This is a genomic window from Aureimonas sp. SA4125, from assembly GCF_019973775.1.
GTDB lineage: Bacteria > Pseudomonadota > Alphaproteobacteria > Rhizobiales > Rhizobiaceae > Plantimonas.
This window is the reverse complement of sequence record NZ_AP025032.1, coordinates 1,385,255-1,408,057: the sequence shown is the minus strand read 5'-3', so window position 1 is coordinate 1,408,057 and position 22,803 is coordinate 1,385,255. Positions and strand designations below refer to the sequence as shown.

At 66.0% G+C, this 22,803-nt stretch carries 17 protein-coding genes and 1 pseudogene; 10 read left to right on the top strand and 8 right to left on the bottom strand.

Annotation, left to right across the window (positions count from 1 at the left end):
• Positions 1 to 177 precede the first annotated feature (177 nt).
• Both Sa4125_RS06435 and Sa4125_RS06430 read left to right on the top strand, forming a co-directional pair.
• Complete coding sequence (locus Sa4125_RS06435) at positions 178 to 1,053, top strand: alpha/beta hydrolase (protein ID WP_224004979.1); 876 nt, start codon at positions 178 to 180, stop codon at positions 1,051 to 1,053.
• Between the two features lie 215 nt (positions 1,054 to 1,268).
• Positions 1,269 to 2,186: a uracil-DNA glycosylase gene (locus Sa4125_RS06430; RefSeq protein ID WP_224004976.1), complete on the top strand. Its 918-nt coding sequence runs from the start codon at positions 1,269 to 1,271 to the stop codon at positions 2,184 to 2,186.
• 102 nt (positions 2,187 to 2,288) lie between these two features.
• On the opposite strand, the gene Sa4125_RS06425 is transcribed toward Sa4125_RS06430, so the two are convergent.
• Both Sa4125_RS06425 and chrA read right to left on the bottom strand, forming a co-directional pair.
• On the bottom strand, positions 2,289 to 2,669 hold the full coding sequence (locus tag Sa4125_RS06425; RefSeq protein WP_224004973.1) for a VOC family protein: 381 nt from the start codon (positions 2,667 to 2,669) through the stop codon (positions 2,289 to 2,291).
• A 105-nt stretch (positions 2,670 to 2,774) separates the two neighbouring features.
• The gene (gene chrA / locus Sa4125_RS06420; RefSeq protein WP_224007592.1) at positions 2,775 to 4,160 is read right to left on the bottom strand and encodes a chromate transporter; all 1,386 of its coding nucleotides are present in this window, start codon (positions 4,158 to 4,160) and stop codon (positions 2,775 to 2,777) included.
• Positions 4,161 to 4,523: 363 nt separating this feature from the next.
• Between chrA and Sa4125_RS06415 the strand changes: the two genes are divergently transcribed.
• The gene (locus tag Sa4125_RS06415) at positions 4,524 to 5,777 is read left to right on the top strand and encodes an MFS transporter (protein ID WP_224004970.1); all 1,254 of its coding nucleotides are present in this window, start codon (positions 4,524 to 4,526) and stop codon (positions 5,775 to 5,777) included.
• A gap of 927 nt (positions 5,778 to 6,704) precedes the next feature.
• Here Sa4125_RS06415 and Sa4125_RS06410 read toward each other — a convergent pair.
• Positions 6,705 to 7,607 (bottom strand): annotated as a pseudogene (locus Sa4125_RS06410) (IS1595 family transposase); the annotation flags it as partial.
• 162 nt (positions 7,608 to 7,769) lie between these two features.
• Here Sa4125_RS06410 and Sa4125_RS06405 point away from each other — a divergent pair.
• From Sa4125_RS06405 to Sa4125_RS06395, 3 genes are all read left to right on the top strand, one after another.
• Positions 7,770 to 8,309, top strand: coding sequence for a hypothetical protein (locus tag Sa4125_RS06405; protein ID WP_224004967.1), 540 nt, complete (start codon positions 7,770 to 7,772; stop codon positions 8,307 to 8,309).
• A 12-nt stretch (positions 8,310 to 8,321) separates the two neighbouring features.
• The gene (locus Sa4125_RS06400; RefSeq protein WP_223998612.1) at positions 8,322 to 9,530 is read left to right on the top strand and encodes an IS256 family transposase; all 1,209 of its coding nucleotides are present in this window, start codon (positions 8,322 to 8,324) and stop codon (positions 9,528 to 9,530) included.
• Positions 9,531 to 9,798: 268 nt separating this feature from the next.
• Positions 9,799 to 10,368, top strand: coding sequence for an AAA family ATPase (locus Sa4125_RS06395; RefSeq protein WP_345944320.1), 570 nt, complete (start codon positions 9,799 to 9,801; stop codon positions 10,366 to 10,368).
• 22 nt (positions 10,369 to 10,390) lie between these two features.
• On the opposite strand, the gene Sa4125_RS06390 is transcribed toward Sa4125_RS06395, so the two are convergent.
• A complete protein-coding gene (locus tag Sa4125_RS06390) occupies positions 10,391 to 11,599 on the bottom strand; it encodes an IS256 family transposase (protein WP_223998301.1) in 1,209 nt (402 codons plus the stop codon).
• Positions 11,600 to 11,781: 182 nt separating this feature from the next.
• Here Sa4125_RS06390 and Sa4125_RS06385 point away from each other — a divergent pair, with 182 nt between their 5' ends.
• Both Sa4125_RS06385 and ilvD read left to right on the top strand, forming a co-directional pair.
• The gene (locus Sa4125_RS06385) at positions 11,782 to 12,273 is read left to right on the top strand and encodes a hypothetical protein (RefSeq protein ID WP_224004964.1); all 492 of its coding nucleotides are present in this window, start codon (positions 11,782 to 11,784) and stop codon (positions 12,271 to 12,273) included.
• 242 nt (positions 12,274 to 12,515) lie between these two features.
• On the top strand, positions 12,516 to 14,351 hold the full coding sequence (gene ilvD, locus Sa4125_RS06380) for a dihydroxy-acid dehydratase (RefSeq protein WP_224004961.1): 1,836 nt from the start codon (positions 12,516 to 12,518) through the stop codon (positions 14,349 to 14,351).
• Positions 14,352 to 14,424: 73 nt separating this feature from the next.
• On the opposite strand, the gene Sa4125_RS06375 is transcribed toward ilvD, so the two are convergent.
• Both Sa4125_RS06375 and Sa4125_RS06370 read right to left on the bottom strand, forming a co-directional pair.
• Complete coding sequence (locus Sa4125_RS06375) at positions 14,425 to 14,649, bottom strand: hypothetical protein (protein ID WP_224004958.1); 225 nt, start codon at positions 14,647 to 14,649, stop codon at positions 14,425 to 14,427.
• Positions 14,650 to 14,915: 266 nt separating this feature from the next.
• Positions 14,916 to 15,599 carry a YafY family protein gene (locus tag Sa4125_RS06370; protein WP_224004955.1) on the bottom strand — a complete coding sequence of 228 codons (684 nt, stop codon included), beginning with the start codon at positions 15,597 to 15,599 and terminating at the stop codon, positions 14,916 to 14,918.
• Between the two features lie 80 nt (positions 15,600 to 15,679).
• Between Sa4125_RS06370 and Sa4125_RS06365 the strand changes: the two genes are divergently transcribed.
• Positions 15,680 to 16,318, top strand: coding sequence for a LysE family translocator (locus tag Sa4125_RS06365; protein ID WP_224004952.1), 639 nt, complete (start codon positions 15,680 to 15,682; stop codon positions 16,316 to 16,318).
• Between the two features lie 34 nt (positions 16,319 to 16,352).
• Here the strand turns inward: Sa4125_RS06365 and Sa4125_RS06360 are convergent, their stop codons facing one another.
• Positions 16,353 to 17,297, bottom strand: a complete 945-nt coding sequence (locus tag Sa4125_RS06360) for a DMT family transporter (protein ID WP_224004951.1) — start codon at positions 17,295 to 17,297, stop codon at positions 16,353 to 16,355.
• 197 nt (positions 17,298 to 17,494) lie between these two features.
• Positions 17,495 to 19,795 carry a xanthine dehydrogenase family protein molybdopterin-binding subunit gene (locus Sa4125_RS06355; protein WP_224004948.1) on the bottom strand — a complete coding sequence of 767 codons (2,301 nt, stop codon included), beginning with the start codon at positions 19,793 to 19,795 and terminating at the stop codon, positions 17,495 to 17,497.
• Positions 19,796 to 20,039: 244 nt separating this feature from the next.
• Between Sa4125_RS06355 and pepN the strand changes: the two genes are divergently transcribed.
• Complete coding sequence (pepN, locus tag Sa4125_RS06350; RefSeq protein WP_224004945.1) at positions 20,040 to 22,694, top strand: aminopeptidase N; 2,655 nt, start codon at positions 20,040 to 20,042, stop codon at positions 22,692 to 22,694.
• The last annotated feature ends 109 nt before the right edge of the window (positions 22,695 to 22,803 follow it).

Here is a 22,803-nt window from a genome sequence, read left to right as displayed (position 1 = left end):
TTCGTTCAAGCGCGGCCTTTTCGCGCCAGCCCGCCGCCGCTTTGCGCCGCCCGCCGGTCGGAGCCAGCGAATGCAGCCGTCGCGCATCGCCTGCCGCGCCCTTTAAGCGCCTCGAACTCTCCCCCAACGGCCGGGGGTCGGCTACAAGGAGGGGACAGCAGCAGTCGGGACATTGCCATGAAGCAGATCGATGCCGGCGTCTTGAACGTCGCCTTTTTCGACACCGGCCCGGCCGACGGCCCGCCGGTGATCCTCCTGCACGGCTTTCCCTACGACGCCCATGCCTATGACACCGTCGCCGAGCGACTGGCGACGGAAGGCAAGCGCTGCATCGTGCCCTTCCTGCGCGGCTATGGCGAAACGCGCTTCCTCGACGCCGGGACGCCCCGCTCCGGCCAGCAGGCCGCGCTCGGGGCCGATCTCCTGGCGCTGATGGACGCCTTGGCGATCGAGAAGGCCGTCGTCGCCGGCTATGACTGGGGCGGACGCGCCGCCACCATCGTCGCCGCGCTGTGGCCGGAGCGGGTGAAGGGTCTCGTCAGCTGCGGCACCGGCTACAACATCCAGGACATCGCCGCCTCGGGGGAGCCGGCCGATCCGGCGGCCGAGCATCGCTTCTGGTACCAGTATTATTTCCATGCCGAGCGCGGCCGTCTTGGTCTGACGCAGAACCGCGACGCGCTCTGCCGGCTGATCTGGAACCTCTGGTCGCCGACCTGGGCTTTTACCGACGAAACCTTCGCCCGCTCTGCGAAAGCCTTCCGCAATCCCGATTTCGTCGACGTCGTCGTGCATTCCTACCGCCACCGCTTCGGCCTCGTCCCCGGCGACCCGGCCTATGACGCGATCGAACAGCGCCTCGCCGCCCAGCCGCACATTTCCGTGCCGGCGATCGTCCTGAAAGGCGCCGACGACGGCGTCGACCCGCCGGGCGACGGGGAAGGGAGCCACTTCACGGCCGGCTATGAGGAGAAGATCGTCCGAGGGGTCGGCCACAATTTTCCGCAGGAGGCGCCGGGGGTGTTTGCGGATGCCGTGCTGGCGCTGGGGTGAGTCGGGGGGGCGGGCGGTCCCGACTTTCAGGCCACCCCGCCCCTGCAGCGATCCCGGACGCCCTTCGCATCGTTCCGCGCGATCAGGCGGCTCAGTCCCTTGTGACGGACACTGCGAATTTTCATGAGGGGCATGTGTACGGTGTAACCGTACGAATAGCCAATCCCTCTCCTGCCCGCTTTGCCCCTCCCGCCGCCATGCGCTAAGACCTTCGCATGATCCCGCATCCGCCCCCCGTCACGACAAGAGAGGCCGCCGCCGCGCTTCTCGAGTGGTATGGCGATGCCGGGATCGACACGATCGTCCTCGATGCGCCGCGCGACCGTTTTGCCGAGACCGCCGCGGAGATCGAGAGCCGGGCGGCACGACGGGCGCCGGAGGCCTCGGCGCCGCCGCGCGACGGCGCTGGCGCGGCCGAGCGGTCGCTGTCGCCGCCCGCCGCCAGCCGGCGCGAGGCGCACGCCGCGCCGCCACCCACCGTCGACGGATTTCCTGCGCTCTCCCTCGCCGTGCCGGACGAGATCGCGGTGGCGGATGCGCATCAGCGGGCGGCCTCGGCGAAGACGCTGGACGAATTGCGCGAGGCGCTCGCGGGTTTCACCGGCTGCAATCTCCGGCTGACGGCGACGCAACTCGTCTTCGGCGACGGCAATCCCGATGCCGACGTGATGTTCGTCGGCGAGGCGCCGGGGCGCGAGGAGGACATTGCAGGCGAGCCCTTCGTCGGCAAGTCCGGGCAGCTTCTCGACCGCATGCTCGCCTCGATCGGGATGACGCGCGAATCCGTGCGCGTGACGAATTCGGTGCCCTGGCGCCCGCCCGGCAACCGGCCGCCGACGCCGATCGAGACCGAGATGTGCCTGCCCTTCATCGCCCGCCAGATCGAGTTGGTCAGGCCGAAAATCCTGGTGTGCCTGGGATCGCCTGCGGCCAAGGTGATCCTGAAGACCGAGGAAGGCATACTGCGGCTGCGCGGAACGTGGCACGACTATACCTTCGGCGTCGGTCCCGGCGACACGATCCCGACCCTGCCGATGCTGCACCCCGCCTATCTCCTGCGCCAGCCGGCGCAGAAGAAGCTCGCCTGGCGCGATCTGCTGGCGCTGAAGGCGCGGCTCGACGAACGCGCCTGATCGCCCTGCCGACCCGAGGGTCTGCCGCCGAAGCGCCTCCAAAGCCCCGCCGCGGCCCTTTGCGCGGAACGCGGCAGTCAGCGATGACAGGGCGCACGCGGCTTACTGCGTGGCGATCCACCAGGCGTTGCCGGCGCTGTCGGTGAAGCCGCCCCTGCGGTCGTCGTCGTCATGCTTGCGTTGCGGCGCCTCGATGGCGGCCGCCCCCTGTTCGATCGCCGTGGCAAAGACGGCGTCGACGTCCCTGACATAGACATGGATCTGCTGGGCCCGTGCCGGATAGGACGGGGTGGCGCCGCCGATCATGACGACGCTGTCGTCGATGCGGACCTCCGCATGCATGATCGTCCCGTCGGGCCGATCGATGCGGCGCAACACGGTGCCGCCGAAGACCGTGATCATGAAGTCGATCACCGCCTCGGCATCGGCGCAGATCAAATAGGGGCTGACGGAGGGATAGGTCGCGGGCTTCCAGTCTGACATGGGCATTTCCCATCCGACATGCCGGCCCGGCGGCCGGCTCGAGAACAAGCTCACCATACACCCGCACGGGGCACAACCCTTCCGCCGGCGCCGGGGCCGGCCGCCTCAGCCCGCCCAGCCCATGCTGGCGATGCCGAAAGCCGCCGACAGCGCCAGCGTCGCGAACATTCCAAGCCGCAGTCGGAAGAGGAAGACCGCCGAGAGCGCCGACAGGAAGGCCGCGCGCAGGTCGAGCGAGGTAAGCACCGGCAGGTCCGGGCCGAAATTGCCGAGAAACGCCAGGGGCTGGAGGTCGCGGAAAAGGAGATGCAGGGCAAACCACAGCGCGAGATTGGCGATGATGCCGACGACGGCCGCGGTGATCGCCGACAGCGCCGCGGCGATGGACCGGTTCTGCCTCAGCGCCTCGACATAGGGGCCACCGAGAAAGATCCAGAGGAAGCACGGCGCGAAGGTCACCCAGAGCGTCAGCAGGCTGCCGAGAGCGCCGGCGAGAAGCGGCGGCAGGCTGCCGGGATGATGGAAGGCGGCGAGAAAGCCGACGAACTGCAGGACCAGCACCAGCGGTCCGGGCGTCGTCTCGGCAAGTCCGAGCCCGTCCAGCATTTCCGCCGCCGAAAGCCATTGGAGGTTTTCCACGGCGGCCTGCGCGACATAGGCCAGCACCGCGTAGGCACCGCCAAAGGTCACCGTCGCCATCAGGCTGAAGAACCGGCCGATGGTCGTGAAGGTGGCCTCGCCGCCGAGGAAGAGCCAGAGCACGGCGACGGGCGCCAGCCACAGCGGCAGGCCGACCGCGAGCGTCTTCAGGGCCCGCGCCCGCGACGGCTCGGCATGGCCGAGTTCGCCGCGCGCGAACATCGCATCGACCACGCCTGCAGGCGCCACCTTGCCGGACGGCGGTGCCGCGCCAACCGCCGCCGGGACGCGGCGCTGCCGCAGCCAGCCGAAGAGGCCGGCGCCGAGAACGATCAGCGGAAACGGCACGGCGAGGACGAAGATCGCGAGAAACGCGGCGACGGCGATGGCGAGCGCCGTCCGGTCGAGCAGCGCACGCCCGCCGATGCGCAGCATCGCCTCGACGACGATGGCGAGCACGGCCGCCTTGATGCCGAAAAACGCGGCATCGATAAGCGGCACGTGGCGAAAGGCGACATAGAGGGCGCTCAGCGCCAGCATCACGGCCGCACCGGGGAGAACGAAGAGAAGCCCGGCGGCAAGCCCGCCGCGCTTGCGGTGCAGGAGCCAGCCGATATAGGTCGCGAGTTGCTGCGCCTCGGGGCCGGGCAGGAGCATGCAGTAGTTCAAGGCGTGCAGGAACCGCTCCTCGCCGATCCAGCGGCGCTCATCGACCAGCATCTTGTGCATCATCGCGATCTGCCCGGCCGGGCCGCCGAAGCCGAGAAAGCCCAGCGTGGTGAAGACCCGCACCAGCGCGGCGAAGCTCGGCCGGTCCGCCGCCTCAAGAGGAAAGCCCGCAACCGCCGGCATCAGCGCCCCGTCCTTGTCCCGCAACGGCCCGGCCTCTTCCCGCATCCACACCACCCATCCTGTCCGACCTGCCCGGCCATCGCGATCGCGAGCCCGGTGCGAGCCGAAAGCGCTCCGGCCGGATCCATCGCATCCTGCATCCTGATGAGGCAGGCTGATCCGGTCCGGCTTAGGCTGCCTACATGGGTCCGGCAATGCCTGTGTGACGCCCGCGGCCCTCCCGGGCTGGCGCGGGGCGGAAATGTCGGATAGCCGTCACGACGAAGTCGCAAACCCACCCTAGCGCGTGCTGCATCGCCCCTAGTCTGCGGTCGGCCGCCCGTCTGCCGCCTCCGCGGCCCGTCCGTCGTTCCAAGGCCTTCCATGTCCGCGCTGCTGCCGATCGTCTCCCTCCTGATCTCCACCTTCTTCGTGATGGCGGGCGCGGGTCTGCAGGGCATTCTCCTGCCGGTGCGCGGCTCGATCGAGGGCTGGTCGAGCTATGAGATCGGCTTCATGGGCACGGGCTACGCCATCGCCTTCACCGTCGGCTGCCTCGTGGTGCCGCTGATCGTGCGCCAGGCGGGCCATGTCAGGACCTTCTCCAGCCTCTGCGCCCTTCTCGCCATCGGCGTGCTGATGCTGGCGATGATCGTCCACCCGATCGCCTGGATCCTGATCCGCGGCATTGCGGGATTCGCGCTGGCCGGCAGCTACATGATCATCGAGAGCTGGCTGAACGAGCGCGTCACCAACGAGACGCGCGGGCGCATCTTTTCGATCTACATGATCGTCTCGATGACGGCGATGATCGGCGGCCAGTACATCATGGCGGCGACGCGGCCCGAACTGACGACGCCCTTCATGCTCTGCGCCATCCTCTTCGCCCTCGCCGTCATCCCGACGGCGCTGTCGAAGGCGCCCTCGCCCAAACCCCTGACGACGACCTCGCTCGACCTTGCGATGATCTACCGCAATTCACCGGCCGCAGCCGTCGGCGTCTTTCTGGCGGGCGTCCTGTCGGGCGCCTGGAACAACATGTCGCCGGTGCTCGGGCAGCGCTTCGGCTTCACCAACACCGAGATCGCGACGCTGCTCGCCGCCACCATGGCCGGCGGCATCGTCTTCCAGTACCCGCTCGGCCGGTTCTCGGACCGTGTCGATCGCCGCTATGTCATGACGGTCGCCGGTCTCGTCGGCGTCGGCATCGCCGTCGTCGGCATGGCCCTGCGCAGCCACGATCCGCTGGTGCTGTTCGCCATCGCCTTCGGCCTCGGCGGGGTGATCTATCCCGCCTATTCCCTGACCGTCGCGCATGCCAACGACTATGCCAAGCCGGAGGATTTTGTCAAAGTTTCGGGCGGTCTTCTCATCCTCTACGGCTTCGGCACGATGGGCGGCCCGCTGCTGGCCGCCTGGCTGATGGAGACGTTCGGCCCCTCCGGCATCTTCGTCGCCACCGGCACCGCGCACGCGATCTTCGCCTTCTACGCCTTCTACCGCACCTTCCGCCGCACCGCCCCGCCGGTGGAAGAACGCGGCGACTTCAGGACGACGCCCCTCGCCCGGACGCAGACGCCGGCAAGCTTTGCGCTCGATCCGCGGGCGGATCTGGCCGAGCAGACGCCGGCGGAGTGAGTGAAGGCGGCGCATTTGCGGCGACCGCTGAAAAACCATTGGACGGCAGCTTTCGACCCTTCCTGGCCATTCGCTGGCGCACTGTGGCATCCCAAAAGATGACCTCTGTCATGCCCACTTGGCAAGTTCTCGCCGAGGTCGTCAACTCAGCCCTGTGGCATTACTCTTTTCAGCGACTCGAATCCCGACCCCATCTGAAGACCAGTTTTATAAAGTCCAAGCCCATCCAATTAAGTCGTTGAGCGCGGCTTGATCTTGGTCTTCTGGCACGCCATCTTGCTCCGACAAAGTCATAGCAACTCAAGGGCAGGCCGTAATGCAGTTTGAAGGCTTTCAGGTCACAAACTATCGCAACATAATTGACTCCGGCTGGATCAACGCCAATCGGATTAATTGCTTATCCCCTTTGCTCAGGTGACCACCAGATATAGCTGAAGCCTAGGCTAGCCGATGGCGGGGCCGGAGGCCTCCGCGGAAGGGAATCGATCGAGCTGCTGGAGTAGGAGAGACCATCGGCGACGGCGCGTCGCGCACAGATCCGCTTCCCGGCCTGCGGTCCACAGAAACTGCTCGGATTCATGTCGCTGGATGTCGGAACCCGAGCCCGTGCCTCGGTCAGTGGGCCGCGACTTTCGGCTCAGGCACCACTTTTGGATAGCGCGCCTCGATCGCGGCCACTGTTGGCCGGGCGACATATCGATAACGGCCGGACAGGCGCGCATCACCCTCCCGGCGCAGGGCAAGGGCTGGCCGTTTCGGTTGGCGACGCTCGTATCGCTTATCGGTCTCGGTGCGGATCTGCGCGAGTGCCTCGATGATGGGGATGCGCATTTCGCGTGCCAGTTCCCTCGCCATCTTCATCCGAAGGGGAGAGGTCATCTTGAAGATCTGGGCTTGATGCTGCCTTCGCCATTCCGAGGTATCGCCCACGATGTCCCGGTAGGTGGTGCGTGGCAGCGCCTGGCCGATACCGAGGATGCGCTCCATCGTGGTCTGGAACGAGCGACGTCGGTTCCAGCGGAATACGAACTCGTTGAGGTAAGCGTCGACGTGCTTCTCCCGGAAGCCGTGGAACGTGCCCAGCGACCAGCGTTTCAAATTGGAGAAGGCGCGGTGGATGCGCTCCATGGCGATATGGCCAGGCGGTGCATTGTCCTTGCTCAGGTTTTTCAAGATATGCCCGCGATCCGGAATGCCGACGTAGGAACTGCTTCCGTCGGTGACCATCGTGCATCCCTTCGCCGTGTTCGCCAGCACGAAGGGAACCATGAACTCGCGCCGGTCCTCGGCGATCTTGGCGAGCCGCAGCCGTCCGGACTTCCTGCCATCGCGATGCTCGACCGCACCGATGACGAAGACCTTGCCGACCGTGCTTTTTCCCTGCCCGCCGTCCGGGCTCTCCGTCCTCTTGCGATGGGGAAAGCTCGTTTCGTCGATCTCGACCTTGCCCTCGAGCGGCGACCGACCGGGGTCGACCATTGCGCGTCGGAGCTTATGGAGCAGTAGCCAGGCGGTCTTGTACGACCCGACCCCGATCTTGGGCTGGAGCTGGAGGGCGGAGATCGAGTTGGAGTGGGTTGCCACGAGGTAGGCCGCGATGAACCATGTGCGCAGCGGCAGGTGCGTGCCGTGCATCACCGTCTTGGCGATTACCGAAGTCTGCTTGCGACAGCCGGGGTTCTCGCCCTTTCCTGAGCATTGGAAGACCCAGGGGCGGGATTCCAACTTCCATCCCTTCTGCGAGGCACAATGCGGGCACCGGAACCCGTTCGGCCAACGCTTTCGGGCAAGGTGGTCGGCGCAAGCGTAGTCGTCTGGGAACGTGGCCATAAACCGCTCGAGCGACGGCGGCTTGTCTTTCTTCCAGCGCGTGGGGAACAGGGCCTCGGACATCCAGACGAGATAGGGGACAGGGCCCCCGCCGTCACGCGGCTTCGCTAGGTATGGTTACCGCCTGAGCGAAGGGGATAAGCAATTCGGATTACGGCCTTTGTGGGTCAAAACGAGGCTGGCAAAAGCAATCTCTTCGAGGCGCTATACACTCTCAATCCAATCATCGCCGGCGCCGAGTACAGCCTTGATGAAGACTGGCCAGTCGACCGATGGGAAGGGCGTAAAACCGCGACAGGCAAACTGGTCTGTAAGGCCCAGTTTGTCCTGTCAACCGAGGAGATCGAAGATTTGGCTGAGGTGGCGCTGGTCACGCCCGTGGTCGAGGAAGGGAAAGACGCTCTCCCCGCGCCGCCACTACCCGAAGCCGTCCGGATTGTTCTCTGGCGCGGCTACGGCGCCCAGGCCCGCTTCAAGGTTCACGACTTCGCCGAAGGAACACTAGATGAGGATAAGGCCGTCGCTTGGGCCAAGGCGAAGGTGCCGAAATTTGTCTATATCCACGATTATAAGATGTCTGGCGCGCAAATGGAGCTAGATGGTAGTGTCCGCGCTGGTGGTGGAAACTCGGATCTCAGATGGTGCGACGGAGGTGGCCACCGGATTGGCCGGCTAAGGTGGAGTTGCGAGACTTCAACCTGACCGGAGCACCCGATGACCGAGGACAGATTACCGCTTGCCGAGCTTCTGGCAAAAGCCGGAGACGGCGATTTCCTGAGGACGATAGCCGAGAGCGTGATGCAGCTTCTCATGGAGGCCGACGTGGAGGGCATGATCGGCGCCGGGCGCCATGAACGCACCCTGGAACGGGCGACCTATCGCAACGGCTACCGGGACCGCTCGTTCGATACCCGGCTTGGCTCCTTGCAGCTTCGCATCCCCAAGCTTCGACAAGGCAGCTACTTTCCGCCGTTCCTGGAACCGAGAAAGCTCTCGGAGAAGGCGCTTGTCGCGGTCATCCAGGAGGCCTGGATCAGCGGCGTGTCCACGCGTCGCGTCGACGATCTGGTGCAGGCCATGGGACTGTCGGGGATCGGCAAGAGCACGGTGTCGAAGCTGTGCAAAGATATCGACGACCGCGTCGGCGGCTTTCTCGATCGCCCGCTCACCGGCGACTGGCCCTATCTCTGGCTCGACGCGACCTACCTGAAGCAGCGCGAAGGCGGCCGTATCGTCTCGGTGGCGGCAATAATCGCTGTCGCCGTCAACACCGACGGCAAGCGCGAGATCGTCGGCCTTCACATCGGGCCCTCGGAAGCGGAGACCTTCTGGTCGACCTTCCTCAAGAGCCTCGTGCGCCGCGGCCTTTCCGGCGTGAAGCTCGTGATATCGGATGCCCATGAAGGGCTGAAGGCCGCCATCCGCCGGGTGTTCAGCGCCTCCTGGCAGCGCTGCCGCGTCCACTGGATGCGCAACGCCCTGTCCTATGTCCCGAAGGCGCAGCAAAGCATGGCGGCTGCGGCCCTGCGCCAGGCCTTCATCCAACCCGATCGCGCCGGCGCGGCCCAGGCGCTGCGCCACGTCGCCGACCAGCTCCGGGGAAAGTGTCCCAAGCTCGGCAGCTTCATCGACGACAGCGAGACCGACGTGCTGGCGCATCTGGACTTTCCCGGTCAGCATCGGACCCGGATCCATTCGACCAATTCCCTGGAGCGCCTGAACAAGGAGGTGAAGCGGCGCGCCGATGTCGTCGGCATCTTCCCGAACGAGGGCTCCATCATCCGCCTCATCGGCGCCGTCCTCCTCGAGGCCAACGACGAATGGCAGACGCAAAACCGCTACATGCAGACCGAACCCATGGCCGAACTCATGTCCAACAGCACCAAGCCCGAAACCGTACGTATTTCCACCGCAGCCGCCTGAAACCGAGCCGCTTCAGTTACACCCCAATTTCCACCACGTTGACGGACACGACCAGCTAGATCAACTCAAGCAGCGGCTCGACAACGTCGGGGGTGATAAAAGCCGACACAAATTAAGCAACGAGGACCAGACGATCCTCGTCATTCTCGACCTCGCAAACATTGACCTCAATGATTTCATTAAGAAGGGGCAATCCGCCGAGGGGCGTACGGTTCGTTCCTTCGACAAGCGGTCCGCCTCCAAGTTCCTGACCCGCCAGTTCGCCAACTTGTGGCAGCAGAAGGAGGTCAATTTCGACATCGAAATCGACGGTCCTACCCTGAACATTTTTGCGGAAGACGCGGCAATCGGGATGCCCGTGCGCCTCCACCGGCGCTCAACGGGTTTCCGCTGGTACGTTTCCTTCGCCTGGAAGTTCACCCACGCCACCAAAGGCGAATTCAAAGATTGCGTATTACTTCTAGAGGAGCCGGGGGTGCATTTGCACTTCTCGGGACAACGCGACCTTCTGAAGGTTTTCGAGCGGCTCGCTGAGCACAACACCATCCTCTACACGACGCACCTCGCCTCCATGGTCGAGCTTGCCCATCCGGAGCGCGTGCGGATCGTAGAAACCAGAGACGGCCACCTCGCCATCACACAGGGTATCGTTAGCGCGCAGCGGGAGCCGATGGCGGTCATAGAGCGGAGCCTCGGCCTCACCGGGGATCAGAGCGGGCTGCTAGGGAATCGGCAGGTGCTCATTGTGGAAGGCGGTGACGACGCGATTATTCTGCACAAGTTGTCTGGGCTTCTCGCTGCGGCTGGCGGTCGTGTCCGTCAACGTGGTGGAAATTGAGTGTAGCTGAAGCGGCTCCGTTTCAGGCGACTTCGGTGGAAATCTGTTCGGGTTTTGCAGTGTTGCCCATGGCCATGAGGTCGGCCATGGGTTCGGTCTGCATGTAGCGGTTCTGGATCTGCCATTCGTCGTTGGCCTCGAGAAGGACGGCGCCGATGAGCCGGATGATGGATCCCTCGTTCGGGAAGATTCCGACGACGTCGGCACGCCGCTTCACCTCCTTGTTCAGGCGCTCCAGGGAATTCGTCGAATGGATCCGGGTCCGGTGCTGACTGGGAAAATCCATGTGCGCCAGCACGTCGGTCTCGCTGTTGTCGATGAAGGCCCCGAGCTTTGGACACTTTCCCCGAAGCTGGTCGGCGACGTGGCGCAGCGCCTGGCTGGCGCTAGCACGATCGGGCTGGGCGAAGGCTTGGCGCAGCGCGGCCGCCGCCATGCTCTGCTGCGCCTTCGGGACATACGACAGGGCGTTGCGCATCCAATGCACCCGGCAGCGCTGCCAGGAGGCGCTGAACACCCGGCGAATGGCGGCTTTCAGCCCTTCGTGAGCATCCGAGATCACGAGCTTCACGCCGGACAGGCCGCGGCGCACGAGGCTCTTGAGGAAGCTCGACCAAAACGTCTCCGCTTCCGAGGGGCCGATGTGAAGGCCGACGATCTCGCGCTTGCCGTCCGTGTTCACGGCCACGGCGATTATGGCGGCGACCGAAACGATGCGTCCACCCTCGCGCTGCTTCAGGTAGGTCGCATCCAGCCAGAGGTAGGGCCAGTCGCCAGTGAGAGGACGGTCGAGGAAGCCGCCGACGCGTTCGTCGATGTCTTTGCACAGCTTCGATACGGTGCTCTTGCCGATCCCCGACAGCCCCATGGCCTGTACCAGATCGTCGACCCGCCGGGTGGAAACGCCGCTGATCCAAGCTTCCTGAATGACGGCAACCAAGGCCTTCTCCGAGAGCTTTCTCGGCTCCAGGAACGGCGGGAAGTAGCTGCCCTGCCGAAGCTTGGGTATCCGAAGCTGCAACGAGCCGAGCCGCGTGTCGAGCGAGCGGTCGCGGTAGCCATTGCGATAAGTCGCCCGTTCCTGCGTCCGTTCGTGGCGCCCGGCGCCGATCATGCCTTCAACGTCGACCTCCATAAGGAGCTGCATCACGCTCTCGGCTATCGTTCTCAGGAAATCGCCGTCCCCGGCTTTCGCAAAAAGCTCGGCAAGCGGTAGTCTGTCCTCGGTCATCGGGTTCTCCGGTCAGGTTGAAGTCTCGCAACTCCACCTTAGCCGCCCTATCCGGTGACCGCCTCAGCCACACCTTTCAATGTCGGAATTTCCACCACGAGCGCGGACACTACCCGGCTGGCAGAGAACGACTCTCGGATCGCATCTATATGTGGCCGGCGCATGGTGCCTCGAAGACGCCGATGTATGCAGGCTTCGCGATTGGGCAGGGCTGGGATGCAGGCGTCCTCCTTGACAGTGATGCCGCCGGACACGCTGCTAAGGTGAAGATTGACGATCTGTACGTTTCCAAGCTCGCCGCAGAGAAGGCCAAGCGCTTCCGGACTTTCATGCTTGGTAAGGCGGCGGGTTCGAAGAAGACTGATTTTGCCATTGAGGACCTGTTCCCGGACAAGTTCTACCTCGACTGCGTGAACACCGCGCTTGGACTGGCGATCAAGCTCGATGACCTGCCCGTGGACGGATCGGATATGATCACCAAGCGTGTCGAACATGTCCTCAAAGCCCGGTACGGAATGTCGGGACTCGATAAGCGACGTGTTCTCAGCGAGATGTGGAACCGCTTCGACAAGTGGAATACGGCTTCGGACCTCCCCCCAGGAACTCCAGCGAGCGCGGAGAAGCTCTTCAAGGCAATTAATTCCGCATTCGCTGACGAAGCTCAGAGCGAGTAGGGGATGAGGTCGGTCACCTTCGACCGGGACCGGCTGCTTTACGATAACTTGGACCGAGGCGGACGGTCGCCTAACTACCCGGATCAGCCACTGGCTTGCAGTCAAGCGCGACCCTTTTTCATTGGCATCAAAGCAAGACATCGAAAGCGTGCCTGACCTCCCCATGCTGCACTGCAAGATTGGCACCCGCGCCAATCAGGTGTAATGCCCGGTACACCTCATTGCAGCGCACAGGATATGCCATGCCCGCCTACCGTTCCCGCACCACCACGCACGGCCGCAACATGGCCGGCGCCCGCGGCCTGTGGCGCGCCACCGGCATGAAGGACGCCGATTTCGGCAAGCCGATCATCGCGGTGGTGAATTCGTTCACGCAGTTCGTGCCGGGCCACGTGCACCTGAAGGACCTCGGCCAGCTCGTCGCGCGCGAGATCGAGGCGGCGGGGGGTGTCGCCAAGGAGTTCAACACCATCGCCGTCGACGACGGCATCGCGATGGGCCATGACGGCATGCTCTATTCGCTGCCCTCGCGCGAGCTCATCGCCGACTCGGTCGAGTACATGGTCAACGCGCACTGCGCCGACGCGATGGTCTGCATCTCCAACTGCGACAAGATCACGCCGGGCATGCTGATGGCGGCGCTCCGCCTCAACATCCCCGTCGTCTTCGTCTCGGGCGGTCCGATGGAGGCCGGCAAGGTGATCTGGCCCGACAAGACCGAGAAGAAGCTCGACCTCGTCGACGCCATGGTCGCCGCGGCCGACGAGCGCATCTCGGACGAGGACGTCGCCACCATCGAACGCTCGGCCTGCCCGACCTGCGGCTCGTGCTCGGGCATGTTCACGGCCAATTCGATGAACTGCCTGACCGAGGCGCTCGGCCTGTCGCTGCCGGGCAACGGCTCCACGCTCGCCACCCATGCCGACCGCCGCCGCCTCTTCGTCGAGGCCGGGCATCTGATCGTCGACCTCGCCAAGCGCTACTATGAACAGGACGATGGAAGCGTCCTGCCGCGCGCGATCGCGAGCTTCGAGGCCTTCGAGAACGCCATGACGCTCGACATCGCCATGGGAGGGTCGACGAATACGGTGCTGCATCTCCTCGCCGCCGCGCACGAGGGCGAGGTCGACTTCACCATGGCCGACATCGACCGGCTGTCGCGGCGGGTGCCGGTCCTGTGCAAGGTCGCGCCGGCCGTCGCCAATGTCCACATGGAGGACGTGCACCGCGCCGGCGGCGTCCTCGCCATTCTCGGCGAGCTCGACCGCGCCGGGCTGATCCATGCGGAGGCCGGCTCGATCCATGCCGAAAACCTCGGCGCCGCGCTCGAGCGCTGGGACGTGATGCGCACCGACAGCCGGATGGTGCACGACTTCTACCGCGCCGCGCCCGGCGGCGTGCCGACTCAGGTCGCCTTCAGCCAGGAGCGCCGTTTCGACGCCGTCGATTCGGATCGCGCCACCGGCGTCATCCGCGACCTCGAACACGCCTACTCCACCGATGGCGGCCTTGCGGTGCTCTACGGCAATCTCGCCGAGGACGGCTGCATCGTGAAGACCGCCGGCGTCGACGCCTCGGTGCTCACCTTCAAGGGGCCTGCCCGCATCTTCGAGAGCCAGGATTCCTCGGTGCAGGCGATCCTGTCGAACAAGATCAACCCCGGCGACGTCGTGCTCATCCGCTACGAGGGGCCGCGCGGCGGCCCGGGAATGCAGGAAATGCTGTATCCCACGAGCTATCTGAAGTCGAAGGGCCTCGGCAAGGCCTGTGCGCTCGTCACCGACGGGCGCTTCTCCGGCGGATCCTCGGGCCTGTCCATCGGCCACGTCTCGCCGGAAGCGGCGGAGGGTGGAACGATCGGGCTCGTCGAGGAGGGCGACATGATCGAGATCGACATCCCGAACCGGACGATCAACCTTGCCGTCGCCGATGCCGTGCTCGCCGAGCGCCGCCAGGCGCAGACCGAAAAGGGCTTCCATCCCGCCGAGATCCGCAAGCGCAAGGTGACGACGGCGCTGAAGGCCTATGCGAAGTTCGCCACCAGCGCGGCACGCGGCGCGGTGCGCCAGCTCGACTGATCCTGGCGCGGTCCTCCGCCTTGGGAGGACGTGGAAAGGCCCTGGCAAGGCAGCCCTGCCAGGGCCATCGTCCTCAGCCGCCGTTGAGGCGGCGTCCCATCTCGCGGGCGAGAATCTGCTGACGCTCCAGCTCGCGCTCCTTCTCCATCGCCTGGTGTCCCGCCCGGGCGATCTCGATTTCGGAGGGGGGCGCCATCATCACCATGGTGCCGAGCCCCAGGCCGAGACAAAGGACCATAGCCGAGGCCAAGACTGCCTTGCCGGCCGCCGTGAATTCGTCGCCATTCTTGAATTTCATCGGATTCGCTCCTGCACATCGACGCGATCGGTGTGCCTTGAGGGGATTAACAAGATCGTGCCGCGATCGCGTCGATTTGCCGGATCGGCAAGATTCCGGCCGGTTTTCCTCAACAATCGTCAGCCATGCGCACGATGTGCGACAGCGGTCCATCGGCGAGCCGTTCGGAGCGCCGGGCGAAGAAGCGGGAACCGGTTTTTCGCCGTATCCGGCGCGGCAACTTGAAAGCCAGCGTTTCGCGCAATCCCGGAAAATCGCCCGAAACGCTAGACCGCCGGCTTCGTCCATCCTGCCGCCCATTCGGCCCGCAGCCTCTCACCGTGACCGCCGAACCGTTCCGCGGTACCCCGTCCCTCGCGGACGCGCTCCGCCCGGAAATGCCGGATCGCGCCGCGCAGTTCGCACCAGCCGACGATGTTCGTGCTGCTCGGATAGTAGATGAGCGCGATCGGCCAGACGGTGCGGCAGGTCTCGTTGCCGGCCTCGTCGCGATAGGCGAGGAAAAGCTTCTCCTCGTCGCGGATCGCCCGGCGCACGAGGGAGAGCTCGATGCCCGTCGGCGGCGGCGGTCCCCAGGCATGGAGCGCCTTCGTCTCCATCGCCAGACGCAGGGGGGTGGGCACGACGGCGCCTAGTTTTTCGCTGACGCGCGCTGCGGCCTTCTTCAGGTCGCCGTCGCCACTGCGTTTGAGAAGCGCGAGGGCAAGAACGACGGCCTCCGTCTCCTCCACGGTGAACATCAGCGGCGGCAGGGTGAAGCCGGGTCTCAGAATGTAGCCGATGCCGCGCCCGCCCTCGATCGGGACGCGCATGCCCTGCAGCGCGCCGATGTCGCGATAGACCGAGCGCGGCGCGACCTCGAGCCGTTCGGCGATGGCCGCAGCCGTCACGGGCCCCCTGGCGAGGCGGAGGATCTGGATGATCTCGAACAGGCGTTCGGCTTTGCGCATCGCACCCTTCTGCAACTGACACCACGCTGGCCATTGGCCAGGCCTATCGGATGGCTCCCCGCGACAAGAGGATCCCGCCGATGGACTATGCCGACAACCTCCTTCTCTACACCGTCTTCGTCTTCGGCATCATCGTCGTTCCCGGCATGGACATGCTGTTCGTGCTGTCGCATTCCCTGACGGGCGGGCGCCGGTCGGGCCTGTCGGCGACGGCCGGCATCATGCTGGGCGGCGCCGTGCACACGCTGTTCGGAACGCTCGGCGTCGGTCTCATCCTCGCCTGGGCGCCCGCCCTCTTCACCGCCATGCTCTATGCCGGCGCCGCCTACATGGCCTGGATCGGCGTCACGCTGTTGCGCAGCTCGATCACCGTGGCGTCCGTCGGTCCGGCTCGCAGCCGCTCGCAGGCCGTGGCCTTCCGGCAGGGCCTCGTCACCTGCCTCCTCAATCCGAAGGCCTACCTCTTCACGATGTCGGTCTTTCCGCAGTTCATGAAGCCGGACTACGGGCCGCTGTGGATCCAGGCGCTCGTGATCGGCGCGATCACCGTGGCCATGCAGCTCGCCGTCTATGGCAGTCTCGCGCTCGCCGCCGCCTCCAGCCGAAACCTCGTGACGACGCGGCCGGCGGCCACGATTCTTGTCGGGCGCGCGGTCGGCGGCCTGTTCATCCTCGTCGCCTTCGTCACGGTCTGGAACGCGGCGACCGGACAGGCCTGAGCCGGCATCCGAGCCTCGCCCTGTCCAGCCCCGTCTACCCCTGTGGCGGGGAGACCTCGCGCGCCTTCCTCCGCTCGATGCCGAGGCGGTGCTCGCGGTAGATGATGTAGATGCCGGCACCGACGACGATCAGCCCGCCGAGAAGCGTCGTCGCCAAGATCTCCTCGCCGAACAGAAACCAACCGATGGCGATGGCGAGGATCAGCGAGGTGTATTCGAAGGGCGCGATGGTCGAGGCGTCGGCCTGCCGGTAGCAGGCCGTCAAAAGCAGCTGGCCGACGCCGCCGCACAGGCCCGACAGAATCAGGAAGGTCGCCTGCTCGGCCGTCGGGATCACCCAGCCGAACGGGATCGACAGGAGCGCGATGCCGCTCGAGGTCAGCGAGAAGTAGATGACGATGGTCGCCGTCTTCTCCCGGCGCACGAGACGGCGGATCTGGATCATGGCCACTGCGGCCACCACCGAGGAGGCGAGCGCTGCCGCGATCCCCACCGCCTCCCCCGCCTCCAGCCCCTCGCCGACAAGGGTGAGCTTCGGCAACGACACGACGAGGATGCCGACGAGGCCGATGACGACGGCCGTCCAGCGGTAGAGCCGGACGACCTCCTTCAGGAACACCGCGGCGAAGACCACGGTGACGAGCGGCGCGGCATAGGAGATGGTGATCCATTCGGGATAGGGCAGCCGCGTCAGCGCGAAGAAGCCGAGCGACATCGACGTCACGCCGATGAGGCCGCGGCCGAGATGGCCGGTCAGATCCTCGGTCTTCAGCGCGGTCCGGAGATCGCCGAGCCAGGCCAGATAGCCGACCACCGGTATCAGGGCGAAAAACGAGCGGAAGAAGACGATCTGCCCCGCCGGAATGCCGTCGCCGGCGGATTTGATGGCGGTCTGCATGCCGACGAAGACGACGACCGAGGCGATCTTGAGGAGGATGCCGCGGGTCGGATTGGGGGTCGTCGCGATCGTGCTGTCCATGGACTGCCATGCCTTTCGGACGTTCCCGCCGGAAACGTCCCCGTTCGACGACCTCAGCCCCGTCATGCCGGGAACGACCCGGCGACGACTGAGGTGACGAGGTCCAGAAAGCGGACGGGACGGCGCCCAAAGAACCGGGACGGCGATCCCGACCGAGACGGCGGGCGACGTGGCGTGACGCCGCCCGCCCGGCGGGCTCAGCCCGCGGCGTTCAGCGCTTCCCACACGCGCAGCGGCGTCGCCGGCATGTCGAGATGCGGCGCCCCGACATGCCGGAGCGCATCCTGCACGGCGTTCATCACCGCCGGCGCCGCGCCGATCGTGCCGGCCTCGCCGGCGCCCTTGATGCCGAGAGCGTTGGTCGTCGAGGGCACGTTGCGGGTGCGGAAGTCGAAGAAGGGGAAATCGCCGGCGCGCGGCATGGCGTAGTCCATGAAGCTGGCGGTGACGAGCTGTCCCTCCTCGTCGTAGACGGCGTTCTCGACCAGCGCCTGGCCGATGCCCTGCGCGACGCCGCCATGGATCTGGCCGGCGAGGAGGATCGGATTCACCGTCACGCCGAAATCGTCGACGATGGTGTAGCGCGACAGCTTCACCGCGCCGGTATCGGCCTCGATCTCGACTTCGGCGACATGCGTGCCGTTCGGATAGGTCGCCTCGGTCTGCTTGAACTCGCCGACCGCCTTCAGATCGTCGGCACTCTTGGCCAGCGCGGCGAGCGCGGCAAAGCCGATGGCGCGATCGGTGCCGACGATGCGGGCCTCGCCGCCCTCGATCTCGATGTCGCCAGCCGCCGATTCCAGCTCGTCGGCGGCGAGCTTCCTCAATTTGTCGGCGAGATTCTCCGAAGCACGGCGCACCGAGACGGCGCCGAGCGGAATCGAGCGCGAGCCGCCGGTGCCGCCCCCGGTCGGCGTGTCGTCGGTGTCACCCTGGCGCACGTCGATCATGTCGTAGTCGAGCTTCAGCGCCTCGCCGACGAACTGGGCGTAGGCCGTGGCGTGGCCCTGGCCGTTCGACTGGGTGCCGATCTTCAATTCGACCCGGCCGGACGGCATCAGCTCGACATAGGCGGGTTCGGATCCGGGAAAGGCGCAGGCCTCGACATAGGTGGCCAGACCGATGCCGAGGAGCTTGCCCTCGGCCTTGGCAGCCTCGCGACGGGTCTCGAAACTGTCCCAATCGGCGCGGCGCATGGCCTCGGTCAAATGGCCGGCGAAGTCGCCGGTGTCGTACATGCGGCCGAGCGGCGTCGTGTAGGGCAGCTGGTCCGGGCGGATGAAGTTGCGGCGGCGGATCTCGTCGCGGCCAAGGCCGAGCTCGATGGCGCAGGAATCGACGAGGCGCTCGATCAGATAGGCCGCCTCCGGTCGCCCGGCACCGCGATAGGCGTCCACCGGCACGGTGTGGGTGTAGTAGGAGTGGCAGTCGACGTCGACGGCCGGGATGTCGTAGAGGCCCGTCGCCATCGACATGCCGAACCACGGGATCATCGGGCCGTACTGCGAGGAGTAGGCGCCGAGATTGGCGTGGAGGTCGATCTGCAGCGCGAGGAACTTGCCGTCCTTGTCGATCGCCATGCGCGCCGTCACGAGATTGTCGCGGCCGTGGGCGTCCGTGACGAAATGCTCCGAGCGGTCGGCGGTGCACTTCACCGGCGCGCCCAGGCGCTCGGCGGCGACCAGCACGAGCACGTGCTCGCGGTACAGGAAGGCCTTCGTGCCGAAACCGCCGCCGACGTCGCGGGTGACGACGCGGACCTTGTCGGTGCCGACCTTCAGCACGCGCTCGGCCAGCGCGTTGCGCATGCCATGGACGCCCTGGCTGCCCGTGGTGAGAAGATACTGGCCGGTCGCGGCGTCGAACTCGCCGACGGCCGAGCGCACTTCCAGATAGTTGCAGACGAGGCGGTTCTGGACGATGGCGATCTCGGTCACGTGCGCGGCCTCGATGAAGGCGGCCTGGACCTTGGCCTTGTCGCCCTCGTGCATCACGCCGGCGACGTTGCTGCCCTTGTTCTCCCAAACCAGCGGGCCGCCCTCGCGGCGTGCCGCCGTCAGGTCCGGCACGACGGGAAGCGGCGTGTAGTCGACCTCGAACAGCTCGGCCGCATCCCGCGCCTCGAACGGCGAGTCGGCGACCACGACGGCGATGGCGTCGCCGACATGACGGACCGTGTCCTTGCACAGGACCGGCGCATCACGCGGATCGAACTTCGATCCGTCGGCCTGCCCGACCAGCGCCTGGCACGGCAAGTCGCCGAGATGGGCGATGTCGGCATGGGTGAGAACGAGCCGAACGCCCGGCGCCGACCGCACGGCCTCGAGATCGCCGATGGCAAAGGTCGCATGCGCATGTGGCGAGCGCACGAGTACGGCATGGAGCAGGCCCTCGCGGGTCTCGTCGTCGGTGTACTGGCCCATTCCGCGAATGAAGGCGTCGTCTTCCTTGCGCAGCACGGAAGCGCCGAGACCGAATTTCGGCGTCATGATGGTCATGCGGGGAGGCTCCTTGAACGGGCCGCCGGTGTGCTGTCGGGAAACGATACCGGCGGGTGGCCCGGAACGGGCGAAAACGAGATGACAATAGGTATGGCGCAAATCGCGTCGCGTCGAGACCGAAAGCACGAGGGCGCGCACGATGCCGCGTCGATGACGCCGCAGCGGGGCCGCATCGATTGGCAAAGCCGGCGCCAGGGTCTATCCCACGACAAAAGCCGATGATTTCTTGAGGACTGCCATCATGCTCCGCCCCAATCAGGATCAGGTCACCCGCCTGTCCGACTATCGTCCGACCGATTTTCGCCTGGCGACAGTCGACATGCGCGTTCAGCTCTTCGCCGAGCAGGCCGACGTCCTGACACTCCTGACGCTGGAACGCCGCGATGGTTCGGTGGCGGGCGCCGATCTCGTTCTCGACGGCGACGAACTCACCCTCGTTTCACTCACCCTCGACGGCGCGCCATTGGACACGGCCCGCTACGATGCGACGCCGCAGGGCCTGACGATCCGCGGCCTGCCGGACAAAGGCAGCTTCACCCTCGCCATCGAGACGCGCCTGCAGCCGCAGCTGAACACCAAGCTGATGGGGCTCTACCGGTCGAACGGCGTCTGGTGCACGCAGTGCGAGGCGGAAGGGTTTCGTCGCATCACCTATTTCCCGGACCGGCCCGACGTGCTGGCGACCTACCGCGTGCGCATCGAGGCCGACAAGGCCGAGGCGCCGGTGCTCCTCTCGAACGGCAATCCGGCCGAGCACGGTCTCATGGAGGGTGGCCGGCACTTCGCCGTCTGGGACGATCCGTTCCCCAAGCCGTCCTACCTCTTCGCGCTCGTCGCCGGCGATCTCGACCGGCTCGGCGACCACTTCACCACGATGAGCGGCCGGCGCGTCGCGCTCGACATCTACACCGAGAAGGGCCGCGCCCACGAGGCGCTCTACGCCATGGACGCCCTGAAGCGCTCCATGGTCTGGGACGAGAAGCGTTTTGGCCGCGAATACGATCTCGACGTCTTCTCGATCGTCGCCATCTCCGACTTCAACATGGGGGCGATGGAGAACAAGGGTCTCAACGTCTTCAACCACAAATACGTTCTGCTCGATCCGGAGACCGCCACCGACGGCGACTATGCCGGCGTCGAGACGGTGATCGCGCACGAGTACTTCCACAACTGGACCGGCAACCGCATCACCTGCCGCGACTGGTTCCAGCTCTGCCTGAAGGAAGGCCTGACGGTCTACCGCGACCAGGAGTTCTCCGCCGACGAGCGCTCGGCCGCCGTCAAGCGCATCGCTTCGGTCCGCGGCCTGACGGCCCACCAGTTTCCCGAGGACCAGGGCCCACTGCAGCATCCGGTGCGCCCGAGCGAGTACAAGGAGATTTCCAACTTCTATACCGCGACGATCTACGACAAGGGCGCCGAGCTCGTGCGGATGATCGCGACCATCGTCGGCGAGAAGGGCTTTCGCGCCGGAATGGATCTCTATTTCGAGCGCCATGACGGCGATGCCGCGACGATCGAGGATTTCCTCGCCTGCTTCGTCGACGCGACCGGCGCCGATCTCACGCAGTTCGCGCGCTGGTACAGCCAGGCCGGGACGCCCGTCCTCAAGGTCGCGGAGCAGTACGACGCGGACCGTGGCGAGTTGACGCTGACCCTGAGCCAGAACCTTGCGCAGGGGCCCGCCGGCACCGGCACCCTGCCCCTCCACATTCCCGTTCGCTTCGGCCTCGTCGGCGCCAATGGCCATGACATCGAGCCCGTGGCGCGCGTCGGCGACGGCGGCACTGTAACGGAAGACGTCATCCACCTGCGCGGCGCCGAGACGACCGTCGTCTTCGAGGGCCTCGGCGAACGGCCCTATGTGTCGATCCTGCGCGACTTTTCGGCCCCCGTCGCGCTGCGCACCACCCAGCGCGAGAGCGACCGGCTCGCCCTCGCCCGGCTCGACGGCAACCCGTTCAACCGGTGGCGGGCGCTTTCCGACCTCGTCGGCGAGGTGCTGCAGGCCGCGACCATCGAGGCCCGCGGCGGCGGCGAGGTCCGGCTCGACCCGGCCATCGCCGATGCGCTGATCGCCACCGGGCTCGACGAGACCCTGGAGCCGGCGCTGCGCGCGCAGGCGCTGTCCCTGCCGAGCGAAGCCGACATCGCCCGCCTTCTCGGCGAGAACGTCGATCCCGACGCGATCCACACTGCCCGTCGCGCCGTGGTCACCGCCATCGCGCAGCGCGGCGAGAAACAGTTCATTCCGCTGTTCGAGAGCCTTGTCGATCGCGCCCCCTTCTCGCCGGACGCCGCCAGCGCCGGCCGGCGGGCGCTGAGCTCGGTGCTCCTCGACTTCCTTCTGGCCGCCAGCAACAGCCCCGACCGCGCCGCCGAGCAGTACCGCGCGGCCGACAACATGACCGAGCAGCTCACGGCGCTGACGCTCCTCTGCCATCGCTTCCCCGAGGATGCGGCGACGCGCGACGCCCTTGCCGACTTCTACCGCCGCTTCGAGGGCAATGCGCTCGTCATCGACAAATGGTTCTCGCTGCAGGCGACGGCCCCTTCCGCGACCGCGCTGCAGACCGTTCGAGGTCTGGCCGGGCATCCCGCCTTCCGTCTCGCCAATCCGAACCGGGCACGGGCGCTGATCGGCGCATTTGCCGCCGGCAACCAGGTCGGGTTCAACCGGGCCGACGGCGCCGGCTATGCCTTCGTGGCGGAAATGATTCAGGCCCTCGACGAACTCAATCCGCAGATCGCCGCGCGCATCGCCACGGCCTTTCGATCCTGGCGCTGCTTCGAGAGCGTACGGCGCGAGAAGGCGCGCGCTGTCCTTGCGCAACTTATTGAAAAGAAAAATCTTTCTACAGATCTTAAGGACATTGTTGAAAGATCCCTGCGCTAATTGACTCTGGGTCACAGAGCGGGGTTCACGCTTCGTTAAGGTATGGACAAGGTGATTCGCGTCTGATCAAGTGACACTGATTCGGATGTGCGGCATGCGGATCGCCGAG